At 34.0% G+C, this 17,106-nt stretch carries 13 protein-coding genes; 5 read left to right on the forward strand and 8 right to left on the reverse strand.

From position 1 onward, the window contains the following. The first annotated feature begins 204 nt into the window (after positions 1–204). The 4 genes from DF185_RS03870 to DF185_RS03885 all read left to right on the forward strand — a co-directional run bounded on the left by DF185_RS03870 (position 205) and on the right by DF185_RS03885 (position 3,617). Positions 205–699, forward strand: a complete 495-nt coding sequence (locus tag DF185_RS03870) for a rhodanese-like domain-containing protein (protein WP_110359386.1) — start codon at positions 205–207, stop codon at positions 697–699. 194 nt (positions 700–893) lie between these two features. Next, complete coding sequence (locus DF185_RS03875; RefSeq protein ID WP_110359387.1) at positions 894–1,283, forward strand: hypothetical protein; 390 nt, start codon at positions 894–896, stop codon at positions 1,281–1,283. A gap of 401 nt (positions 1,284–1,684) precedes the next feature. After that, positions 1,685–2,782 (forward strand): UDP-galactopyranose mutase, encoded by a 1,098-nt coding sequence (gene glf, locus DF185_RS03880; protein WP_110359388.1) that lies wholly within the window; start codon positions 1,685–1,687, stop codon positions 2,780–2,782. 49 nt (positions 2,783–2,831) lie between these two features. Continuing rightward, the gene (locus tag DF185_RS03885; protein ID WP_110359389.1) at positions 2,832–3,617 is read left to right on the forward strand and encodes a DUF4422 domain-containing protein; all 786 of its coding nucleotides are present in this window, start codon (positions 2,832–2,834) and stop codon (positions 3,615–3,617) included. 203 nt (positions 3,618–3,820) lie between these two features. Here the strand turns inward: DF185_RS03885 and DF185_RS03890 are convergent, their stop codons facing one another. The 8 genes from DF185_RS03890 to DF185_RS03925 form a co-directional block, all read right to left on the reverse strand. Next, positions 3,821–5,029, reverse strand: coding sequence for a thioredoxin family protein (locus DF185_RS03890; protein WP_110359390.1), 1,209 nt, complete (start codon positions 5,027–5,029; stop codon positions 3,821–3,823). 177 nt (positions 5,030–5,206) lie between these two features. Next, positions 5,207–6,256 carry a TlpA disulfide reductase family protein gene (locus tag DF185_RS03895; protein WP_110359391.1) on the reverse strand — a complete coding sequence of 350 codons (1,050 nt, stop codon included), beginning with the start codon at positions 6,254–6,256 and terminating at the stop codon, positions 5,207–5,209. 78 nt (positions 6,257–6,334) lie between these two features. Next, positions 6,335–6,514 (reverse strand): PLDc N-terminal domain-containing protein, encoded by a 180-nt coding sequence (locus DF185_RS24150; protein WP_110359392.1) that lies wholly within the window; start codon positions 6,512–6,514, stop codon positions 6,335–6,337. A 73-nt stretch (positions 6,515–6,587) separates the two neighbouring features. Further along, positions 6,588–7,817, reverse strand: coding sequence for a zinc metalloprotease (locus DF185_RS03905; protein WP_133249945.1), 1,230 nt, complete (start codon positions 7,815–7,817; stop codon positions 6,588–6,590). An 11-nt stretch (positions 7,818–7,828) separates the two neighbouring features. Then, a complete protein-coding gene (locus tag DF185_RS03910) occupies positions 7,829–9,265 on the reverse strand; it encodes a RagB/SusD family nutrient uptake outer membrane protein (RefSeq protein ID WP_110359394.1) in 1,437 nt (478 codons plus the stop codon). Positions 9,266–9,382: 117 nt separating this feature from the next. After that, on the reverse strand, positions 9,383–12,793 hold the full coding sequence (locus DF185_RS03915) for a SusC/RagA family TonB-linked outer membrane protein (protein ID WP_165835938.1): 3,411 nt from the start codon (positions 12,791–12,793) through the stop codon (positions 9,383–9,385). Between the two features lie 169 nt (positions 12,794–12,962). Continuing rightward, complete coding sequence (locus DF185_RS03920; RefSeq protein ID WP_110359396.1) at positions 12,963–14,132, reverse strand: FecR family protein; 1,170 nt, start codon at positions 14,130–14,132, stop codon at positions 12,963–12,965. 326 nt (positions 14,133–14,458) lie between these two features. Then, entirely contained in the window at positions 14,459–15,013 is a 555-nt protein-coding gene (locus tag DF185_RS03925; protein WP_110359397.1) for an RNA polymerase sigma factor, read from the reverse strand. Positions 15,014–16,031: 1,018 nt separating this feature from the next. Here DF185_RS03925 and DF185_RS03935 point away from each other — a divergent pair. Beyond that, on the forward strand, positions 16,032–16,670 hold the full coding sequence (locus DF185_RS03935; protein WP_110359399.1) for a hypothetical protein: 639 nt from the start codon (positions 16,032–16,034) through the stop codon (positions 16,668–16,670). Positions 16,671–17,106: the final 436 nt, after the last annotated feature.

Raw genomic sequence — 17,106 nt, forward strand, 5'->3', positions numbered from 1 at the left:
ACCAATTTAAGCTTACGTTCAGGATCATTTCCCCTGAAAAAATACACTGTACACCAATTTATTCTGCTAAAACCTAAAAGTAGACTATGCTTATTTATACACAAAAAAAATAAGGATTATCGTTTATGAATAAGTTACTCTCAATTCACTATTCATTTGCCAAGATTAGTATAATTGTAATCCTAATATTTAACCATACACCAAATGAAACTTTTTTACTCTTTCACACTTTCATTTCTTCTTATTGCTTGTAATAATACCGATTCAAACAAAAACAACAATACACCAACCAATAAACAAAATACAGCAGAATCTCCCGAAGTTTTCGCACAGTATCGAGACATTACAGGTCTAGTAGATGCAGAAGAATTTTATCGACTGATACAAACTTGCGATAGTGCTAAAATTTACGACATCCGCCCAAGAGAAGTATACATTTCAGACCCCAGAATTAAGGGAGGTAAATTAATTTATGATTTCAGCTATTTTAAAGAGGCACTTCAGGATCTTCACCGCGATCATCAAATCATGGTATACTGTGGAAAAGAGCTTCGAAGTCCTGCTGCTGTTAAAGCTTTGGTAAAATTAGGATTTAATAATGTATACGAACTACAAGGGGGTTTATCTGCCTGGAAAGCGAAAAAACTTCCCTTGGTAAATACAAATGGAAATGAGTACAAATACTCTTCTCAAGAATAAATTTATGTATACATAAACCAGATCACACAACTATCAATTTGTTACTTAAATCACACTTTTTACTTTCAAATATTTAAATTAAAGGTTTTTTAACAAATATTTTCTTCTTTTCGTTCACCCATTTCTAACAATCGACTGTTATTATATTGTAATTATTCAAAACAAGTAATCAGCTTAATCGCTAAGGGGGAAAAATGAAGAAGAGAGAGAGTGTCGCACAAAAAAGTGCTATGGGCTTTAGAGGCAAGATTGAGAAAGCTAGTAAAGACTGCAAAACAAGTATTAAAAAACTTGTTGTTGTATTTATTCTATTAGCCTTTTGTATGCCAATAAGCAATAATGTGCTGGCAAATAAGGATGAAAAAATTAAACCTGGAAAAAGACAAGCTACACTGATTCTTTCGGATGGTAGTAAAATAATTCTGGGGGCAAGTAGCGATACCATTGTAAATTCAAAAACAACAGGTATTCGTATCATTGTTGATTCAACAGGAATCAATTACATTTCGCTTGATAGTTTGAAAAAAATGCCTAAAATTCATAAATTAGATTCAGTAAAAACACAAAAGTCGCAAAAGAAATAGGCAATATAATTGACAATAAATCAAATTGTGTTTGAATCAAAAAGGAAAGATCTCCGTTAGGAAATCTTTCCTTTTTTTGTCTGCAGTTCAAATAGATTACTAACACCTATTAATTATCCTCTATGCAAAAACATTAAACGCATGTATCCCATAAAGTGAAGGAAAAATGTGATTTATGGAAAAATCAATATAACCAGAGTACATTGTTTTATTGAATTTTATGATTCTTTTAAAAATCTCCCAATATAAATAAAGTGTAAGCAGGTGATCTTTTTGAATACCTACTGGTAGGTAATCTTTTTATGATTATCTTGCGACGAAATTAATCGACTCAGACCGTAAAATGCGTCATTTGCTTAAATCAAAAGGTGCAAACTGTGCGGTTTCTAAATTGAATGCGGATGTATGACTATCTAATTGTTGGAGCAGGTCTTTATGGTGCTGTATTTGCTCAACAAGCTATAAAAAAAGGAAAAAAAGTATTGGTCATTGAAAAACGTGATCATATTGCAGGTAATGCTTATTGTGAAAAACGTGCTGGAATTAATGTACACAAATTTGGCGCTCACATATTTCACACCAGCAACGAAGAGGTATGGGAGTATGTAAACCAATTTGCGAGTTTCAATAACTACGTGAATTCTCCATTAGCCAATTATAAAGGAAAGATCTATAATCTTCCTTTTAACATGAATACTTTCTACCAGATGTGGGGAACCATCACACCTGATGAAGCAAAGGCTGAAATCGATAAACAACGAGAAAAATATAAAGATACAGAACCGAGCAATTTGGAAGAACAGGCATTGTTTCTTGGTGGTGAAGATATCTATGAGAAACTGATCAAAGGATACACTGAAAAACAATGGGGAAGACCAGCAACAGAGATTCCTTCATTCATCATCAAACGACTACCCTTCCGATTTACCTACAACAATAATTATTTCAACGATCCATATCAGGGAATCCCTAAAGGAGGTTACAATGTATTGGTGGAAAATTTACTAAAAGGAGCAGAAGTAAAACTGGGAGTAGATTTTCTGGAGAACAAAGAACATTACAAATCAATTGCTGATAAAATCATCTATACTGGGGAGATTGATCAGTATTTCGACTACCAGTATGGTCAGCTTGAGTATAGAAGTTTAAAGTTTGAACATGAACTGAAAGAGGATTGTGATAACTATCAGGGAAATGCAGTAGTGAACTATACCGAAAGAGAAGTGCCATTTACCCGTATCATTGAACACAAACATTTTGAGTTTGGTACTCAGCCTCAAACTGTAATTACTCGTGAGTATCCAATGGATTGGGAAAAAGGAATGGAACCATATTATCCAATTAATGATGATCGCAACAATGCCCTATACGAAAAGTACAAGAGCTTAGGTGAGGCAGATGAGAAAGTAATTTTCGGAGGCCGCCTTGGAGAGTATAAATATTACGACATGGATAAGGTAATTGCATCGGCATTAAAAAAGGCAGAAGAAATTTTATAATTTCTTAAGAATCTATACAAATTTAGACGTCAAAATAAAGAATAGTTAAATGAAGATATATGTAGCTTACCACAAAGCAACCAAACAACTTAGCAAGGATAGCCTATATGAACCTTTGCATGTAGGAAAAGGAATGTCGAAAGTTGACCTTGGAATGATTGGCGACGATACAGGTGATAATATTTCTGATAAAAATGGCTCATTTTGCGAAGCTACAGGAATGTATTGGATGTGGAAAAATGCCAAAGATGACTACATTGGATTATCACATTACCGCAGATATTTCTCGAAAACCGATAAATCATGGTGTGAGAAATTAATGCAAAAAATGATGTTCCTAATTGGCTTGGGCAAAAAGAGAAAAGGGGTAATATACGCCAAGGATTCTCAAAAAAGAAGAGATCAAATTCTTGATCTTGCTACCGCCAAAGAGATACTGGAAGATCATGACATTATCTTACCTGAGCTAAGATTGTTAAAACGAAGCGTAAGCGAGCAATATGCAATTAGAAGACCCAATAATGATTTGAATATTGTTGGTGATATCATCAATGAGAAGTTTCCTGAATATAGCCAGGCATTTAATAGCATGATGAGCAAGAATGAAATCTATGCTTGTAATATGTTCTTAATGAAGAAACCAGAGTTCGATCGTTATATGGAATGGTTGTTCGAAATCTTGTTTGAGTTAGAACAAAGAGTTGACCTAACGGGATACAGCTCTTATCACCAACGCATTTATGGCTTTATTGCCGAGCGCTTGATTTTAGTTTGGCTATCTAAAGAGAACCTAAAAATTAAAGAGTTACCAGTTTTATATTTCAATAAACTGTAATCAATAACTGGAACTAAAATATTTCCTTATACTACAATATCCAACAAAATGAAGACAGTAATTTTGTTGGATATTTTTTATGCAAAAAAACAGCCACTCCCAATTGTGGCTGCTTCGCATACTAATCAACATCTCTATTTCATCTATCCTCTCAGAATAATTTCTTGTTTCATTCATTTACAAAATAGATAAAGCCTTATTGATTACAATTTGTCAATAGCTTCTTTCAATTTCGTAACAGATGGATGAGTATTGTTACCACCAGCTTTGCCATTTTCGGTATAGAAAATGTCGAAAGCTTTTGCAGCATTCTTCTTATCCTTCTTGTGTAGGTAGAGCTTTGCCAACATGATATTCCCCATGATAATGCCATTTTCTCTATCTGCAGCAAAATTTTGAGCAATCTTTATAAAATCATCCACAATTTTCTGTGATGCAGCCAATTTTGGAGTTCTTAAAATTTCATCGCACATACCATGATAGATGTATACATAGCTATTCTCTCCTTTATATACTTCAGCATCTTTAACTTTAGCATCATACCAGGTTTGCAACAGATTGTTTGCAATGTAATAGGTATATTTTAGGTTTTTCTTTGTATTCCCTATATTATAAATTGGAAATTCTTTATTGCATCTCTCTACTTCCTTATTCAGTTCTTCTAAGCTCTTACACTTTTTAGCAAATTTTTGCATGTGTTTATCATAGGCAGATCCATACAGAATTGCATATTCATAATTATCTGTTATTTCTTTTATCTTGTCCTTGTTCTTCAACAGGTATTTGAATTCTTTCGATCCGTAAGGAAATTTTGCTGCCGAAATCACATAAAACTGCTCTTTGTTCATGTATTTCTCCAATGAGGTTTTACTAATGATTTCTTTGGCAACAATAGCCATCGTCTCCCTGTCATATATGGCTTTTACAGCATTTAAATAAGTCATTAAGAATTTCAGATCTCTGTTCCCACATTTATATTTGGCTCTTAATACTCCAATGCGCATTTCCGGATTCAATGCTGCCTTTCCACCTTTAATTAAATCTTCAGCTGGCATACCTCCTACCAACTTATGAACTACCTTCCCATTGGCATCAATAAAGAGTAGAGTTGGAAAAGAACTAACGCCATACTTCTTACACAAAGCAACCCCCTCTCCTTTTTCCATGTCCATTTTTACATTCACAAAGTTCTTGTTGTAGTAATCACCAACCTCCTTTTGTGGAAAAATGGTTTTTGCCAAATACTTACACGGACCACACCAGCTGGTATAACAATCCATAAAAACCAACTTGTTCTCTTTCTTTGCTTTCGCCAAAGCATCATTAAAAGTTCCATGCTCGAATTCAATACCTTGTGCGAATAAGCCACTGCATATGAAAGTGGCTACCAGTAATACTAAAATCTTTTTCATTTGATTTATCTATTAAAATTAAACTTGTTTCTACTTTGAGAACATCTGATAATTTTAACTGTATGAATAAAGGGTGTAATATTAACCTTAATTAACCTAGGGCGATTAATTCACAAAGTTCACAAGAAAAAAAAGACCAGCTTTTACACTGGTCTTTCCTCTTTTTTATAGATTCTTTTATTTCAAAATCTCTTCTACTCTTTTTCTTAAGTGTTCACCATGTAATTTTTTGTCAATGATTTTTCCACTAGGGTCTATTATAAAGATCATAGGAATATAAGGAAGAACATATTTATCCCTTACAGATTTTGTATCTCGAACCTGCACCCAAGGCATTTGTTCTTGCTCAACGGCTTTTAACCATGCCTTTTCATTTTCATCAACACTTATGCTGATCATCTCCAATCCTTTGGGTTGAGCATCTTTATAAATGTTTTTTAAATTGGGAATCTCGGCTCTACATGGTCCGCACCATGAGGCCCAAAAATCAAGCAACACATATTTTCCTTTGTAGTTGGCAAGAGAGATTTCTTCTCCATTGCAATTTTTTAATGAAAACTCAGGTGCTTGCTGACCTATGGCAACTTTTAATAGATTATCACGACGTACAATCAATTTTGGAATATAATATGCTTTTTGAACTTCCTTTGAAAAAGTATTGATTACTTTAGTCAGTATTTTTTCATCAGCTCCAAAATATTCTTGATAGAACAGATTACTTAATGCAATACTGTTGGGATAAACTTTGGCTAACTTCCACAAGTTTGTAGCATAAGCATCCTTAAGGGCTTGTTCGCTAGCACTAAGCTCTTTCTTATACCTTAAATTGTTGTACTCCTCGTAGTTTACAAGTTCCAATATCCGATGGTATTCATCATTCAAACTTGATCCCTCTCCTAAAACTTTACCACCTTTTTCAGTAATTGTAATTACACCAGGTTCTGAAAACAGTGAATAGATTTTTCGTTGATTATCTATCTTTATAATAACTGTTCTACAAACCAATACTGTATCCAATTCTATTTCAAACTTACCATCTACAATCTTTGCTGTATAACTCAAGCTATCAGCTTCTTTTTTCGAATGAACCTCTTGATATGGATAAACAATCACATCTCCGTTTCCTTCTGAAAACTGGCCTTTCAGAATACACTTGTCACTTTTTTCGCTACATGAGAATAGCGTTACCAATGCCATAAAGGCAAATAGTTTAATTGTTCTATACATTCTATATGATTTTGTTCTAAGAATAGAATATTTAATCAGATCACAGTAAATTGCATTTTTATCCAACTTACAATTGATTCAATATCTTTTCTTGAATTGAAAATAAATAACTGGTCCAATCATCGGGAGAAGAAAAATAGCTAATAGCCAAATCAGCCCTGTTTTATTTTTTTGTCTTGATGAGATGATATCATACAAAGCCCATATCCAAAGCACAGCAGTCAGAACAATTAAGATAACTACTAAATATTCCATCATATTAAAAATTGTTTAATAAGCACATAAAAAACTGAGTAATACCATCATTTGATATTACCCAATTAAAAGAAATTTAATTACTATATTGTCTTAATGGACAATGCTCAAGCACATTTCTTACACGCTGTCCTTGATGATAGGATACAACAGAACCAATACTATTATCATCCATTATATTAACAGACTTCATCACTTTATTATCATCTTTGGTCGTTTTCCAAATACCCATAGAACCACGGTTCCAACTATATGTATCAGCACAATAATCAACATCTCCATCTACCACGGTAGGTGCCCCCCACCCAGTATAAAAAATAGTTGGTAAAAGCCCAAAATACTTCCCAATACTAGCTATAATGGTACTATTTTCCTGAAAATGACTAGGTGCAAAAATAAGACCGATATCTGTTGGATCAGTAATTTCTATAGCATCACCTTCCTCTACTTGAATCAAATCCAGACCAGGAATAATTGATGGATCCGCCATAATATGAGTTGGAGCTTCAACTTCAGGGTCATAATATTGAGCCCATGGGCTCGTTTTACACACCCAAATATTCAAATATAAATTGTGATCCCACATTAAGTTCTCATTTAAGTAAGACAAAGCCTCAGCTTCATCTACATCACCTAACTGCACACGATTAATACCTAGCTCGCTTAACTTATTCCCTGTTGGATCTACTGAAACCAATTCAAAACGTACTTTCTGATCAATTGAATGAGGTGCATTAGCTTTGGCCGTATTAGCAAAAGCTTTATTCAAACTTTCAATAACAGCTTTTACTTTTTCTTCTTTAAAATTACCAATCGCCTTTTCTTGACTGTCAGTTTCAACCATATGAAAAACAACAGGAATAACATATTCCGTTAATTCTTCTTTGGGCGCGGCTTCAAGTATCACACTAACACGTTCACTCTCTACATCTCCACTTTTAGCATAAAATGTAACTTCGGAATCACTCGATTCTGTAGAATACTTAAAATTCTCAACCTTATCTCCGCTTTCTGTATAAATATCTAGTCCTTCAGGTAAATTTCTCATACGATACTTTACTGTATCTCTATAGATGGTATCTTTAATCACGCCATCCCCATAAAACTTTTCAGTAATATCTATTCCATAATAAGCACTTAAGACAAATTCGACTTCCGCGACTCCATTTGTAAATAAATGTGTTGAACTAGCCGACAATTCTAGTTTAGCAATACCATTATATTCATTTTCAAAACGATCATAAGGCTCCTTTTCACAAGCAAGTAAAGCTAGTATTAATGTGATATATAAATATATTCTTTTCATCTTTCCAAAATTTAATGAAGGTTCCAACCTGGGTTTTGATCAATATTATTATTCTCCAATTCAGAGTTAAAAGGAATTGGTTGTGTTAAACGATAATCACCATCTTCTAGTGTATACGACTCAACATCTTCATCATCGATAGCAGGACGAGTAAAACCTTTACCTGTTCTTACCATATCCATCCATAGCATATCAAACTCAAAACAAAATTCTCTTTTTCGCTCATCCAAAATTTCTTGTAGAACATCGCTTCCTGTAAACTCAGTATAGCCAGTAATTCTGTTTGATTGAAACTCTTCAAGATAAGTTTTAGCTTTTGCCATATCTCCTTTTCTAGCATATGACTCAGCAACAATCAAATGTAAATCTGCAATTCTAAAAAAGAAATAAGGATTAATTCCCAAGCCAGATAAATTCTTAAATTTATTAATACTTCTATCTACATTATTAACCCATGCATTTCTTACATCATTATCAGACATAAGCTGGCTTAGTCTTTCACTTGCATAATTAGGCTGTCCCCAGGAAGGATTACCATGAACAGCATCTCGATACTCATTCGAATATCCAAAAGGTGTACAAACGAGTAATGCATTATGATTTTCCTTTTCAACACCAGATTCCTGAATATCAAACAAATCATCAAACTCATCTATATTAGCAAGTTTTCTCCCTTCCATAGCCTTAGTTGCATACTCAATAGCCATGTCATAATCACCTTCGACACCGGCCCCTGATGCTCCTTTAAAATGATATACTTTAGCTAATAGTGCATTTACTAATTGCTTATCGTAAAATAAGCTAAACTCAGTAGGCTCTGTAGTATATGACAGGATATCTTCCAATTCCTTAATAATTATAGCATATACTTCTGTTTGTGTTTTCCTTTCTGAATTATAAGATAACACATCATCGGCATTCAAATTAACAGGTATACCAAGATCATCTCTATTATAAGGAGAAAAATACTGCATCAGCTTAAATAGATTCCAGGCACGTAAGAATTTCGCCTCAGCTTGAATAATATTTGTTTCATCTTCAGTGATGCCACTAAGGGCATCAAGTTCTCCTAGAACTGTGTTGTAATAGCCAATTGAAGAATACAGATTATTCCACAAATTAGAATGGAAGTTTTTATTATACCATTGCAATGATTCATAAAAAATACCCCTATTATTTCTTCCCCACCAATTATCCAAGTAAACTGCATCGTCTAATTGTCCAGAATAATAAATAAAAGTTTTAAAGAAATCATCGTTAGAATAAAAAGGAGATACATTACTAACTGAACTACCCTGTGTATATTCAGATAGGCATGCGCCCATCAAAGTTTTTACATCATCATAGGTTTTAACTACAGTTACATTTTTAGGCTCCACTTCCAGATAGCTCTCACAAGAGCTAAAACCCAAAACAAGAACCAATAATATATATGTTATTTTTTTCATCTGTTTATAATTTTATTTTAGATCAGATGGAACTCACTATTAATTAAATAATCAATCTCACATGTTAGTTTAATATTATTTAATCATAGACGTTTCATTTTACTTATTTTAATTCTTTTAGAATCCTATATTCAATGACATCACATACTTACGTGTATTAGGGTAATCAAGTACTCCCAATAGTGTTGGATCAATACCTTTGTATTTTGAGAAAATTGCCACATTACGTACATTAAAGTTGAGGCGTGCACTTTTCAATCCAATTCTATTAACAAATTCAGATTTAAACATATAGCCCAAACTAATCATGTTAATTCTAAAATAATCACCATTCTCCAATTCAGTATTAATCATATATCTATCAAAAGCTGAAAAATTATAATCAACACGAGGATAGTTCGTCACATCACCTGGCTGAGACCAAGAATCCAAAATGTGAGCTTGCTTATTTCTAGAAGTAGTTAATTTATCGTTAGCACCAAAAGACATAATTTTATGACCTCCTTTATAATCTCCTGAAATACGCAACGACAATTGCTTGTATTTTAAAGTTGTAGATATACCTCCATAGTAGCTTGGGGTATGATCTCCAAGATATGAAGCTTTTGGCAATTGAATATTTCTAGTCACATTTTGAGTCAATTTCATATCAAAAGGTTTCCCGTCATCACCTATAACATATACATGACCATCAGATGGATTAATACTATGAAATTTATATCCATACCAGCCTTTTACAGGGTAACCTGTAACATATTCCTGTCCTTTGGCCGCAACATCATCCAAATTAGGGTAAAATGACTGCAAAATTTTATCATCCAATAAGTTCAAATTAGCCTGCCAAATCCATGTAAAATCATTACGATCGTATACAGTAGTAGTTATATCAAACTCCCAGCCTTTATTTGAAATAGAAGCAACATTTGCTTTGATACCTGACCTTCCTGATGAAACAGCAAGTTTCTTTTGGTTCAGTACATCTTCAGTAATATTATCAAAATAGTTCACTCCAATTTGCAATTTATTCTTCCAAAGCCCTACTTCCACTCCAACATTACGATCTTTCTTTGTTTGCCATTTTAAGTTCTTACTAGGATAGTCTATTCTGTTTGGTAAAACCTGACCATCATACTTGTAATTAGCATTTGTAAAATGTAATAATGTATATGGTGAAGCATTACGATCAATACTTCCTGTATAACCATACCCTCCTTTTAACGCCAATAGTGAAATTATACTGCCTTCTAAAAAATCTTCATTATGAATATTCCATCGACCTGATACATTCCAAAGAGGTGTAAATTGGTTAGCATTCCCAACAAAAGTAGATCCATCATAACGTAAACTTCCACTTAATATATATCTATCCTTATATGAATACAGCATATTAGTAAAGAATGATGATAATTTATCTTCATATTCAGAAGTTCCACCAAGAGCATACAAATTAAGACGATCAGCCTCAAATCCATCTAAATCAGGATATCCTCCGATTCCATGCACTGCATCGTAAGTAGGAGAAAAGTTGAAAAAAGTATTCGATTGGGTCTGTCTAATTTCCTGACCTCCAAACAAAGTTACATAATGACCACCTTCAAATTCTTTCATAAACTGCAAGGTATTACGCAGTGTATACTCACTTCCTCTACTAGTACTTTCTCTTAGTGATCCCTGGAGCATGTCGTAGGAAAATGAAGATCTAATTTCTGGATGCCAGTTGGTATTATAATCGGAATATGTACCAGGCGTAATCTTTTTTGAATTATGGTTCGAATTGATATTATAAGCCCCTTGTAAAGTATACGTTAATCCTGGCAGAAACTCATACTCAAATTTCAGATTCATATTTGAACTAATATAACGCGAATCATCTGTATTCTTTTTCAGATCTTCAAGTACATTGAACTGACGAAAATAATCATCCCCATTAACCGTATTAATAGATGAAGGATAGGTTAAATCATATGCATATGTTCCATCTTCATTATATGGTTTTTCATATGGATTAGCATAAATAGCATATGTTAATGGATTAATAACGCTCGCCGTTTTTGTAGTATTTCTTAAATTACTTGTTAATCCAAATGTAATTCTGGTTTTTTCAGATGGATTGTGTGTAATCTTCATGTTTAACCCAAGCTTATCAAACTTATTATTAGGCTCGATACCTTTCTCCGACAAATAGTTCCCCGATACGTAGTATTGAGTTTTTTCATTTCCGCCACTCATACTTAAAGAGTGTTGCTGACTTATAGCAGTTTTAAATATCTCCTTAAACCAATTTGTATTGGTATTACGCAATTGATCTAAAGCCGTATTTGCATCATCTAAGGTCATGGTTTCATTTTCAATGGCTCTATAAATATCAGCAGCTCTACCAAGAAACGGTCTCTCGCTCCAATCCTCATAATAGCCTTTCTCAAATTCAACCTTCTCAGCTGAGTTCATCATAAACAACTCAGGATTTGGCCTTTCGGTAATTGTCATATTTGAGGTAACATTAAAAAATGTTTTACCAGAATGACCAGATTTTGTTGTAATAACAATCACACCATTGGCTGCCTGCGCTCCATAAATAGCAGAAGCCGCTGCATCTTTCAATACCGTAATTGATTCTATATCTTCTGGAGCTACATTACCGATACCTGAAGTTAAAGCTTGAGCTCTTAAAGCATTCCCATCACTTACCTCAGGTACCGATCCCATCATAGGCATACCATCAACAATCCATAAAGGATTAGTATTACCAGTAAATGAGTTTACCCCACGAATTTGAATATCTGCATCTTCACCAGGTCTTCCACTTGAAACCACATTCAATCCAGATATGCTTCCTTCCAAAGCATCCTCAACAGAGGTAAAACCAACATTCTTAATAGCCTGATTGGTAATGGCCTTTGCACTCCCTGTCATTCTTTCACGATTGATGGTTTGGTATCCTGTAACAACTACCTCAGCCATTTGTTCCGAGTCTGCTGTAAGCTTTACATTTTGCACTGTCTGTCCTTTGTAAGTAATCTCTTGTGGCAACATCCCTACAAAAGAGAAAACCAATACCGAATTGTCATTTTCAACTTCGATAACATATTTTCCATCAATATCCGTTGCAACCCCCACCGAAGTTCCTTTAATTACAACCGATACTCCTGGAAGAGGCAATCCTTGGTCGTCGGTTACCCTTCCTTTGATTTCCTTTTTTTCCTGTTGTTTCGATTTTGGAGCTACATAAGGCTTTTGTTTTACAACAACCACCTTATCAATCACTTCATAAGTAAGGTTGGTATTTTCGAAACATGAGTTCAGTATTTCTTCAACAGTCGCATCTTTTTCCGATACATTTACGTCCATAATACCCTCAACATCATCTAAATCGTAAACAAAAGAGAATTCACTATTGTTACGAATTTCCTCAAAAACCTCGATTAAAGTCTGGTTTGTCAGTTCCATGTTGAACCTTGTATTCTGCGAATAAACACTAGCAGAAAGTTGCACAACACTTAAAACCATTAGCATAAACGTAAATTTCATAGCTAATAAAGGTTTGTAGAGATTCTTGCGAAAGAAACTCCGGGTTTCATTTTTTTCCATAAATTTGTACTTAGGGTTTAACAATTCAATTCCTTGCAGGGAATTGGGTTTTTATACATTGAGCAGAGATTGTTGCAGCAAACTCTGCTCTTTTTTATTATTCAAATTATTAATTGGTTACCGTTATAATATTTGATTTAATTTCAAAATTTACTTTTTTAGTTTTCGACAGGATATCCAGGATCTTATTAATGTCTTCATATCTTTTTACTTCAACCGAAAACCTCTTATTGATCACAGATTGATTGCTAAAGAACACTTTGATATCGTACCAGCGCTCCAGTTTCTCCATTATGGTTCCCAAGCTAGCCTCCTTAAAATAGAATATTCCATCTTTCCATAGTGCTATACTTTTTGCATCCACATTTTGAATGGCAAATTGTCTTTCATCATCGCCAATAACAGCTTTCTGATCGGGTTTAATGATTACACTTTCGGCGTTCTTTCTCAATTTCACACTTCCTTCTACCAAACTTGTGCTGATAAACTTCTGATCCGAGTATGCTTCCACATTAAACTCAGTTCCCAATACTTCAATCTCAACATCTCTTACATCCACCACGAATGGTTTTTCTTTGTTGTGTGCTACATCGAAATATACTTCACCGGCAATCCAGACTTTTCTTTTATCCTTATTGAATTGAACCGGATATTTAATTTCAGAATCAGAGTTCAACCAAACTTTGGTACCATCGGCCAAAGTTAACTGATACTCACCTCCAACCGGAACTTTTACCTGGTTGTACAATACCTTCTCACTCTCTTTGCCCGATGCATAAGCCAATTTCCCTTTGCTATTGCTGATCAATGTTCCATCTTTTTCAAGTATGCTATCATTTTCTTCATTTTCCAGCTGCAAAGTTTTTCCATTGTGCAATTTCAATACTGCTTTCGATGATCCTGGCTCAATCTGAATTTCGGCCAAATCCTGTCCCATCTCAAGATCTTTGGTAGAAATATGATACAGACCTCCCAGCAAAACACCTATGAACAATACTGCTGCAATTCGAAGGCTCCATTCTTTCAATCGAATTGTCTTTTTCTTCGGTTGAATTTCCTGATAAACCTTATCCCAGGCAGCTTTTTTATTCAATGATTCCACAAAAGCATCTCTTTGTTTTCGTTTCTCACCAGCCTTAATGATTTCGTACAGCTCCTGATTATCAGCAGAACTGTTCTTCCAATTTTCCAAAACCTGGATCTCTTCAGGTGTCAGATCATCAATCAGTTCTCTCGAAATCAGTTGAGCAATTTTATATTCGGTGTGCAATTTCTCCATTTAGAATTTTCGTTTTCTATTAGTAAAACAATCAAAAAAATGTAGTAGATGAATGCAAGATGAAAAAAAAATACATTTTTTAACAATTACTTGCAATTTTAATAGGATGGATTGATAATCAAAGGGGACAGAAAGCTTTGAAGAGTCGAAGAGTCGAAGAGTAATGCAAGCTTCACAACTCGTAGTTATTTACACAACTTTATATCACTAGGAATCGGAACCTGCAAGCTGGCTTTATACTTTATACTTTATACTTTATACTTTATACTTTGAACTCTATACTTAAACCTACCAGCTACCTGCTGATAACTGATAACTGATAACTGTTATACTTCTCCTAGCAACAAAAGCAGTAAAAAGAAATAATCTTTCAACTTGCTTCTTAAAGTTTTTAAAGAATTGTATTTAAGAGTTTTCACCGTATTTACCGAAACATCCAAACGCTCAGCAATTTCCTGGTTCTGTAATCCTTGAAGGCTCAACATCATTACCCTTGCACTTTTCCTGGGCAATTCTTCAATTGCCTGTTGTAAAATTCGGTAGGTTTCTTCCTCAACAATCTGATTGTTAAAATTCAAGAAATCTTCCTTGATTAAGCTATCAGTGTACTGATTTCCCAGCTTATCTCTTTTCAGGTGATTTAAGCTAAGATTTTTAACCATGACATACAGAAAGGACTTCAATGACAAAATAGTATCGTACTTTTCCCTGGAATTCCACAGTTTTATAAAAGCTTCCTGCGCAATATCTTCAGCAACACCATCATCTTTCACATATTCGCGTGCTACCACACACATGGAAGGATACAATTGATTAAAAAGTTCCTCGAATGCCTTGGCATCGCCTGATTTTATGCGTTGAAACAAAAGATTAGTGGTCATAGTTAGTGGGTTGTTGGAGCTCAAATTTAGAAATTGATTGTAAAAAATCAAATTTGTGTTTGTTTTAAAAAGAATTGTAACTCCATTCTAAACTAGCATAAAATTACCCTTACGAACTTTCCGTTAAGCTTTTCCTATCGTAGGAAAACATGTACGGAACATTTGTTAGAGCCAACGGAAGACAGAAACACATTTTCCTAAAGCAGAAAATGCTTTTTCTAAGCTCCTTTATGCCCAACGGGACTTAGGAAAACACTTTCCTAACTTCCGTTATGCTTTTTTTACCATCCAGACATCTTTTCCTACGATAGGAAAATGTGTTTCTGTCTTCCGTTGGCGTTTTCCTATGTTAGGAAAACACTTTCCCAACATCCATTGGTACTTTTCCAGCTTAGGAAAAGCTTTTCCTAAGTTAGGATAGTAAATTTTTGAGCTTTAAAATTCAGAATTTTGAAATTTTTGTGGTGATTTTAGAAAAAATACAAACCAATTGGCCAATTATATTTATGAACTTAATGATATTATGTAAACAAACCACAACACACAAAAGCTTTTAATCATACACACTTCAGGAATTTTCACCTACCATCTTAGAAAACCATATCTAAATTAAAAAATCCTTCTTAAAACAGGCTTTTGGTTTTCTCAACCGAAAATGTCTAATATTTACGGATGTTTTACTTTTATTAAACTCGATGAAAATTTCAATTTTCGAAAAATCAAACACCACTTTATTAACATAGGCTTTTAACGGAAGTTCAGAAAATAAAAATTTTATAGAACTTTCGCTCATTTTTCTGTTAAAAAAGAAAAATTTCAACTTTTTTCAACAATGCTCAAAGCCTTATTTTATCTGACGTAAGTAAATTTTTTAATGGTTAAATAAATTTTTTATTCGATTTATTTCTTGACATTTCGAAAAATACATCTCAACTTTATTATACGACATCTAGATAACAAAACATTAAACGATCGTTTTATGAATTTCTTTTTTAACATGAACTAAAAGCGAAATACCATGACACAAGTTAAACTTTCAAATGATTACATTGCGAAACCCGAAGACGAATTTAATGCCCAAGGCGAAAACATTGTTGCGAAACTTCTGGTTTATCAAGCTATTCTTGGACTGAGTGATGAAGAAGTGGCAGAATTTACGGCGATAATTCAAAAAGACAAAGCATTGAGTGAAAAGAAAAACATCATTCAAGCCCAATCGCGTGCTACAACCAAAGAATATGATACAAACCATCCCCTATGCGTAAAAGCTTTTCGAAATTTCAGGAAAGCACTTGAAAACAATCCCAACTGTACTCCTGCAATCTTAGAGGATTTTGGACTGAGTTCTACTCATCGTGTAATCGACACGGATACTCAAAGGCCTGAAATTCATGTAGAGTTGGTTTCTGGTGCTCCTCGCATTAAGTATACAAAATCTATTTTTGATGGTATTCGCTTGTTTTGCAGAATTAGCTATGGCGAACAGGAAATGGAATACGAAGAAACCATAACCCGACCATTCTGGAAAGATACCAAAGCAAGAATGGATCCTTTAAAACCTGAAACCAGAACTTACTATGCCTATTTTCTCTATAAGGGACAAATTGTTGGTCAGAAATCAAATGTAGATAGCATTACCCTGGAGGCTTTGAGGTAAATTGACTTGTATAAATTAGGGCTACACTTTGAGGTGTAGCCCTTTTAAGCTGCCTAAAGACTTAACAGATCACTACACGTGGAGTTTAAAAAGGCAAAAAAACAAAAAGAGCAAGCCATAACAGCTTGCTGCTCTAACTAATCAAATAAAATACATCCTTTATCTAAAACGGAATGTATTTCTGAACCCAATCGTTTATAATTTATAATTGGAGCAGGCACTAGCTACTATACCCACTCCTCAACAATCATAAACTAATCAACGTGCTATTAAACTGAAGTACTTTCGTATAATGGAAATTGACCTTAATGTATACAAGTAAAATATAGCTTTACAATTGGTCACTTAACAACCACTGTAAAGCTCCTTGTTTAGTGGAAAATACTTTTGGATAATAGTTACTACAATTGGTCATATCCTCTAACATTATACCGTA

The organism is Marinifilum breve (assembly GCF_003202155.1).
Lineage (GTDB): Bacteria > Bacteroidota > Bacteroidia > Bacteroidales > Marinifilaceae > Marinifilum > Marinifilum breve.

What these genes read in the sequence shown, in the direction of transcription:
- DF185_RS03870 (WP_110359386.1), top strand. Translation starts at nt 205, where the DNA reads ATGAAACTTTTTTACTCTTTCACACTTTCATTTCTTCTTATTGCTTGT.
- DF185_RS03875 (WP_110359387.1), top strand. Translation starts at nt 894, where the DNA reads ATGAAGAAGAGAGAGAGTGTCGCACAAAAAAGTGCTATGGGCTTTAGA.
- glf (WP_110359388.1), top strand. Translation starts at nt 1,685, where the DNA reads ATGTATGACTATCTAATTGTTGGAGCAGGTCTTTATGGTGCTGTATTT.
- DF185_RS03885 (WP_110359389.1), top strand. Translation starts at nt 2,832, where the DNA reads ATGAAGATATATGTAGCTTACCACAAAGCAACCAAACAACTTAGCAAG.
- DF185_RS03890 (WP_110359390.1), bottom strand. Translation starts at nt 5,029, where the DNA reads ATGAAAAAGATTTTAGTATTACTGGTAGCCACTTTCATATGCAGTGGC.
- DF185_RS03895 (WP_110359391.1), bottom strand. Translation starts at nt 6,256, where the DNA reads ATGTATAGAACAATTAAACTATTTGCCTTTATGGCATTGGTAACGCTA.
- DF185_RS24150 (WP_110359392.1), bottom strand. Translation starts at nt 6,514, where the DNA reads ATGATGGAATATTTAGTAGTTATCTTAATTGTTCTGACTGCTGTGCTT.
- DF185_RS03905 (WP_133249945.1), bottom strand. Translation starts at nt 7,817, where the DNA reads ATGAAAAGAATATATTTATATATCACATTAATACTAGCTTTACTTGCT.
- DF185_RS03910 (WP_110359394.1), bottom strand. Translation starts at nt 9,265, where the DNA reads ATGAAAAAAATAACATATATATTATTGGTTCTTGTTTTGGGTTTTAGC.
- DF185_RS03915 (WP_165835938.1), bottom strand. Translation starts at nt 12,793, where the DNA reads ATGAAATTTACGTTTATGCTAATGGTTTTAAGTGTTGTGCAACTTTCT.
- DF185_RS03920 (WP_110359396.1), bottom strand. Translation starts at nt 14,132, where the DNA reads ATGGAGAAATTGCACACCGAATATAAAATTGCTCAACTGATTTCGAGA.
- DF185_RS03925 (WP_110359397.1), bottom strand. Translation starts at nt 15,013, where the DNA reads ATGACCACTAATCTTTTGTTTCAACGCATAAAATCAGGCGATGCCAAG.
- DF185_RS03935 (WP_110359399.1), top strand. Translation starts at nt 16,032, where the DNA reads ATGACACAAGTTAAACTTTCAAATGATTACATTGCGAAACCCGAAGAC.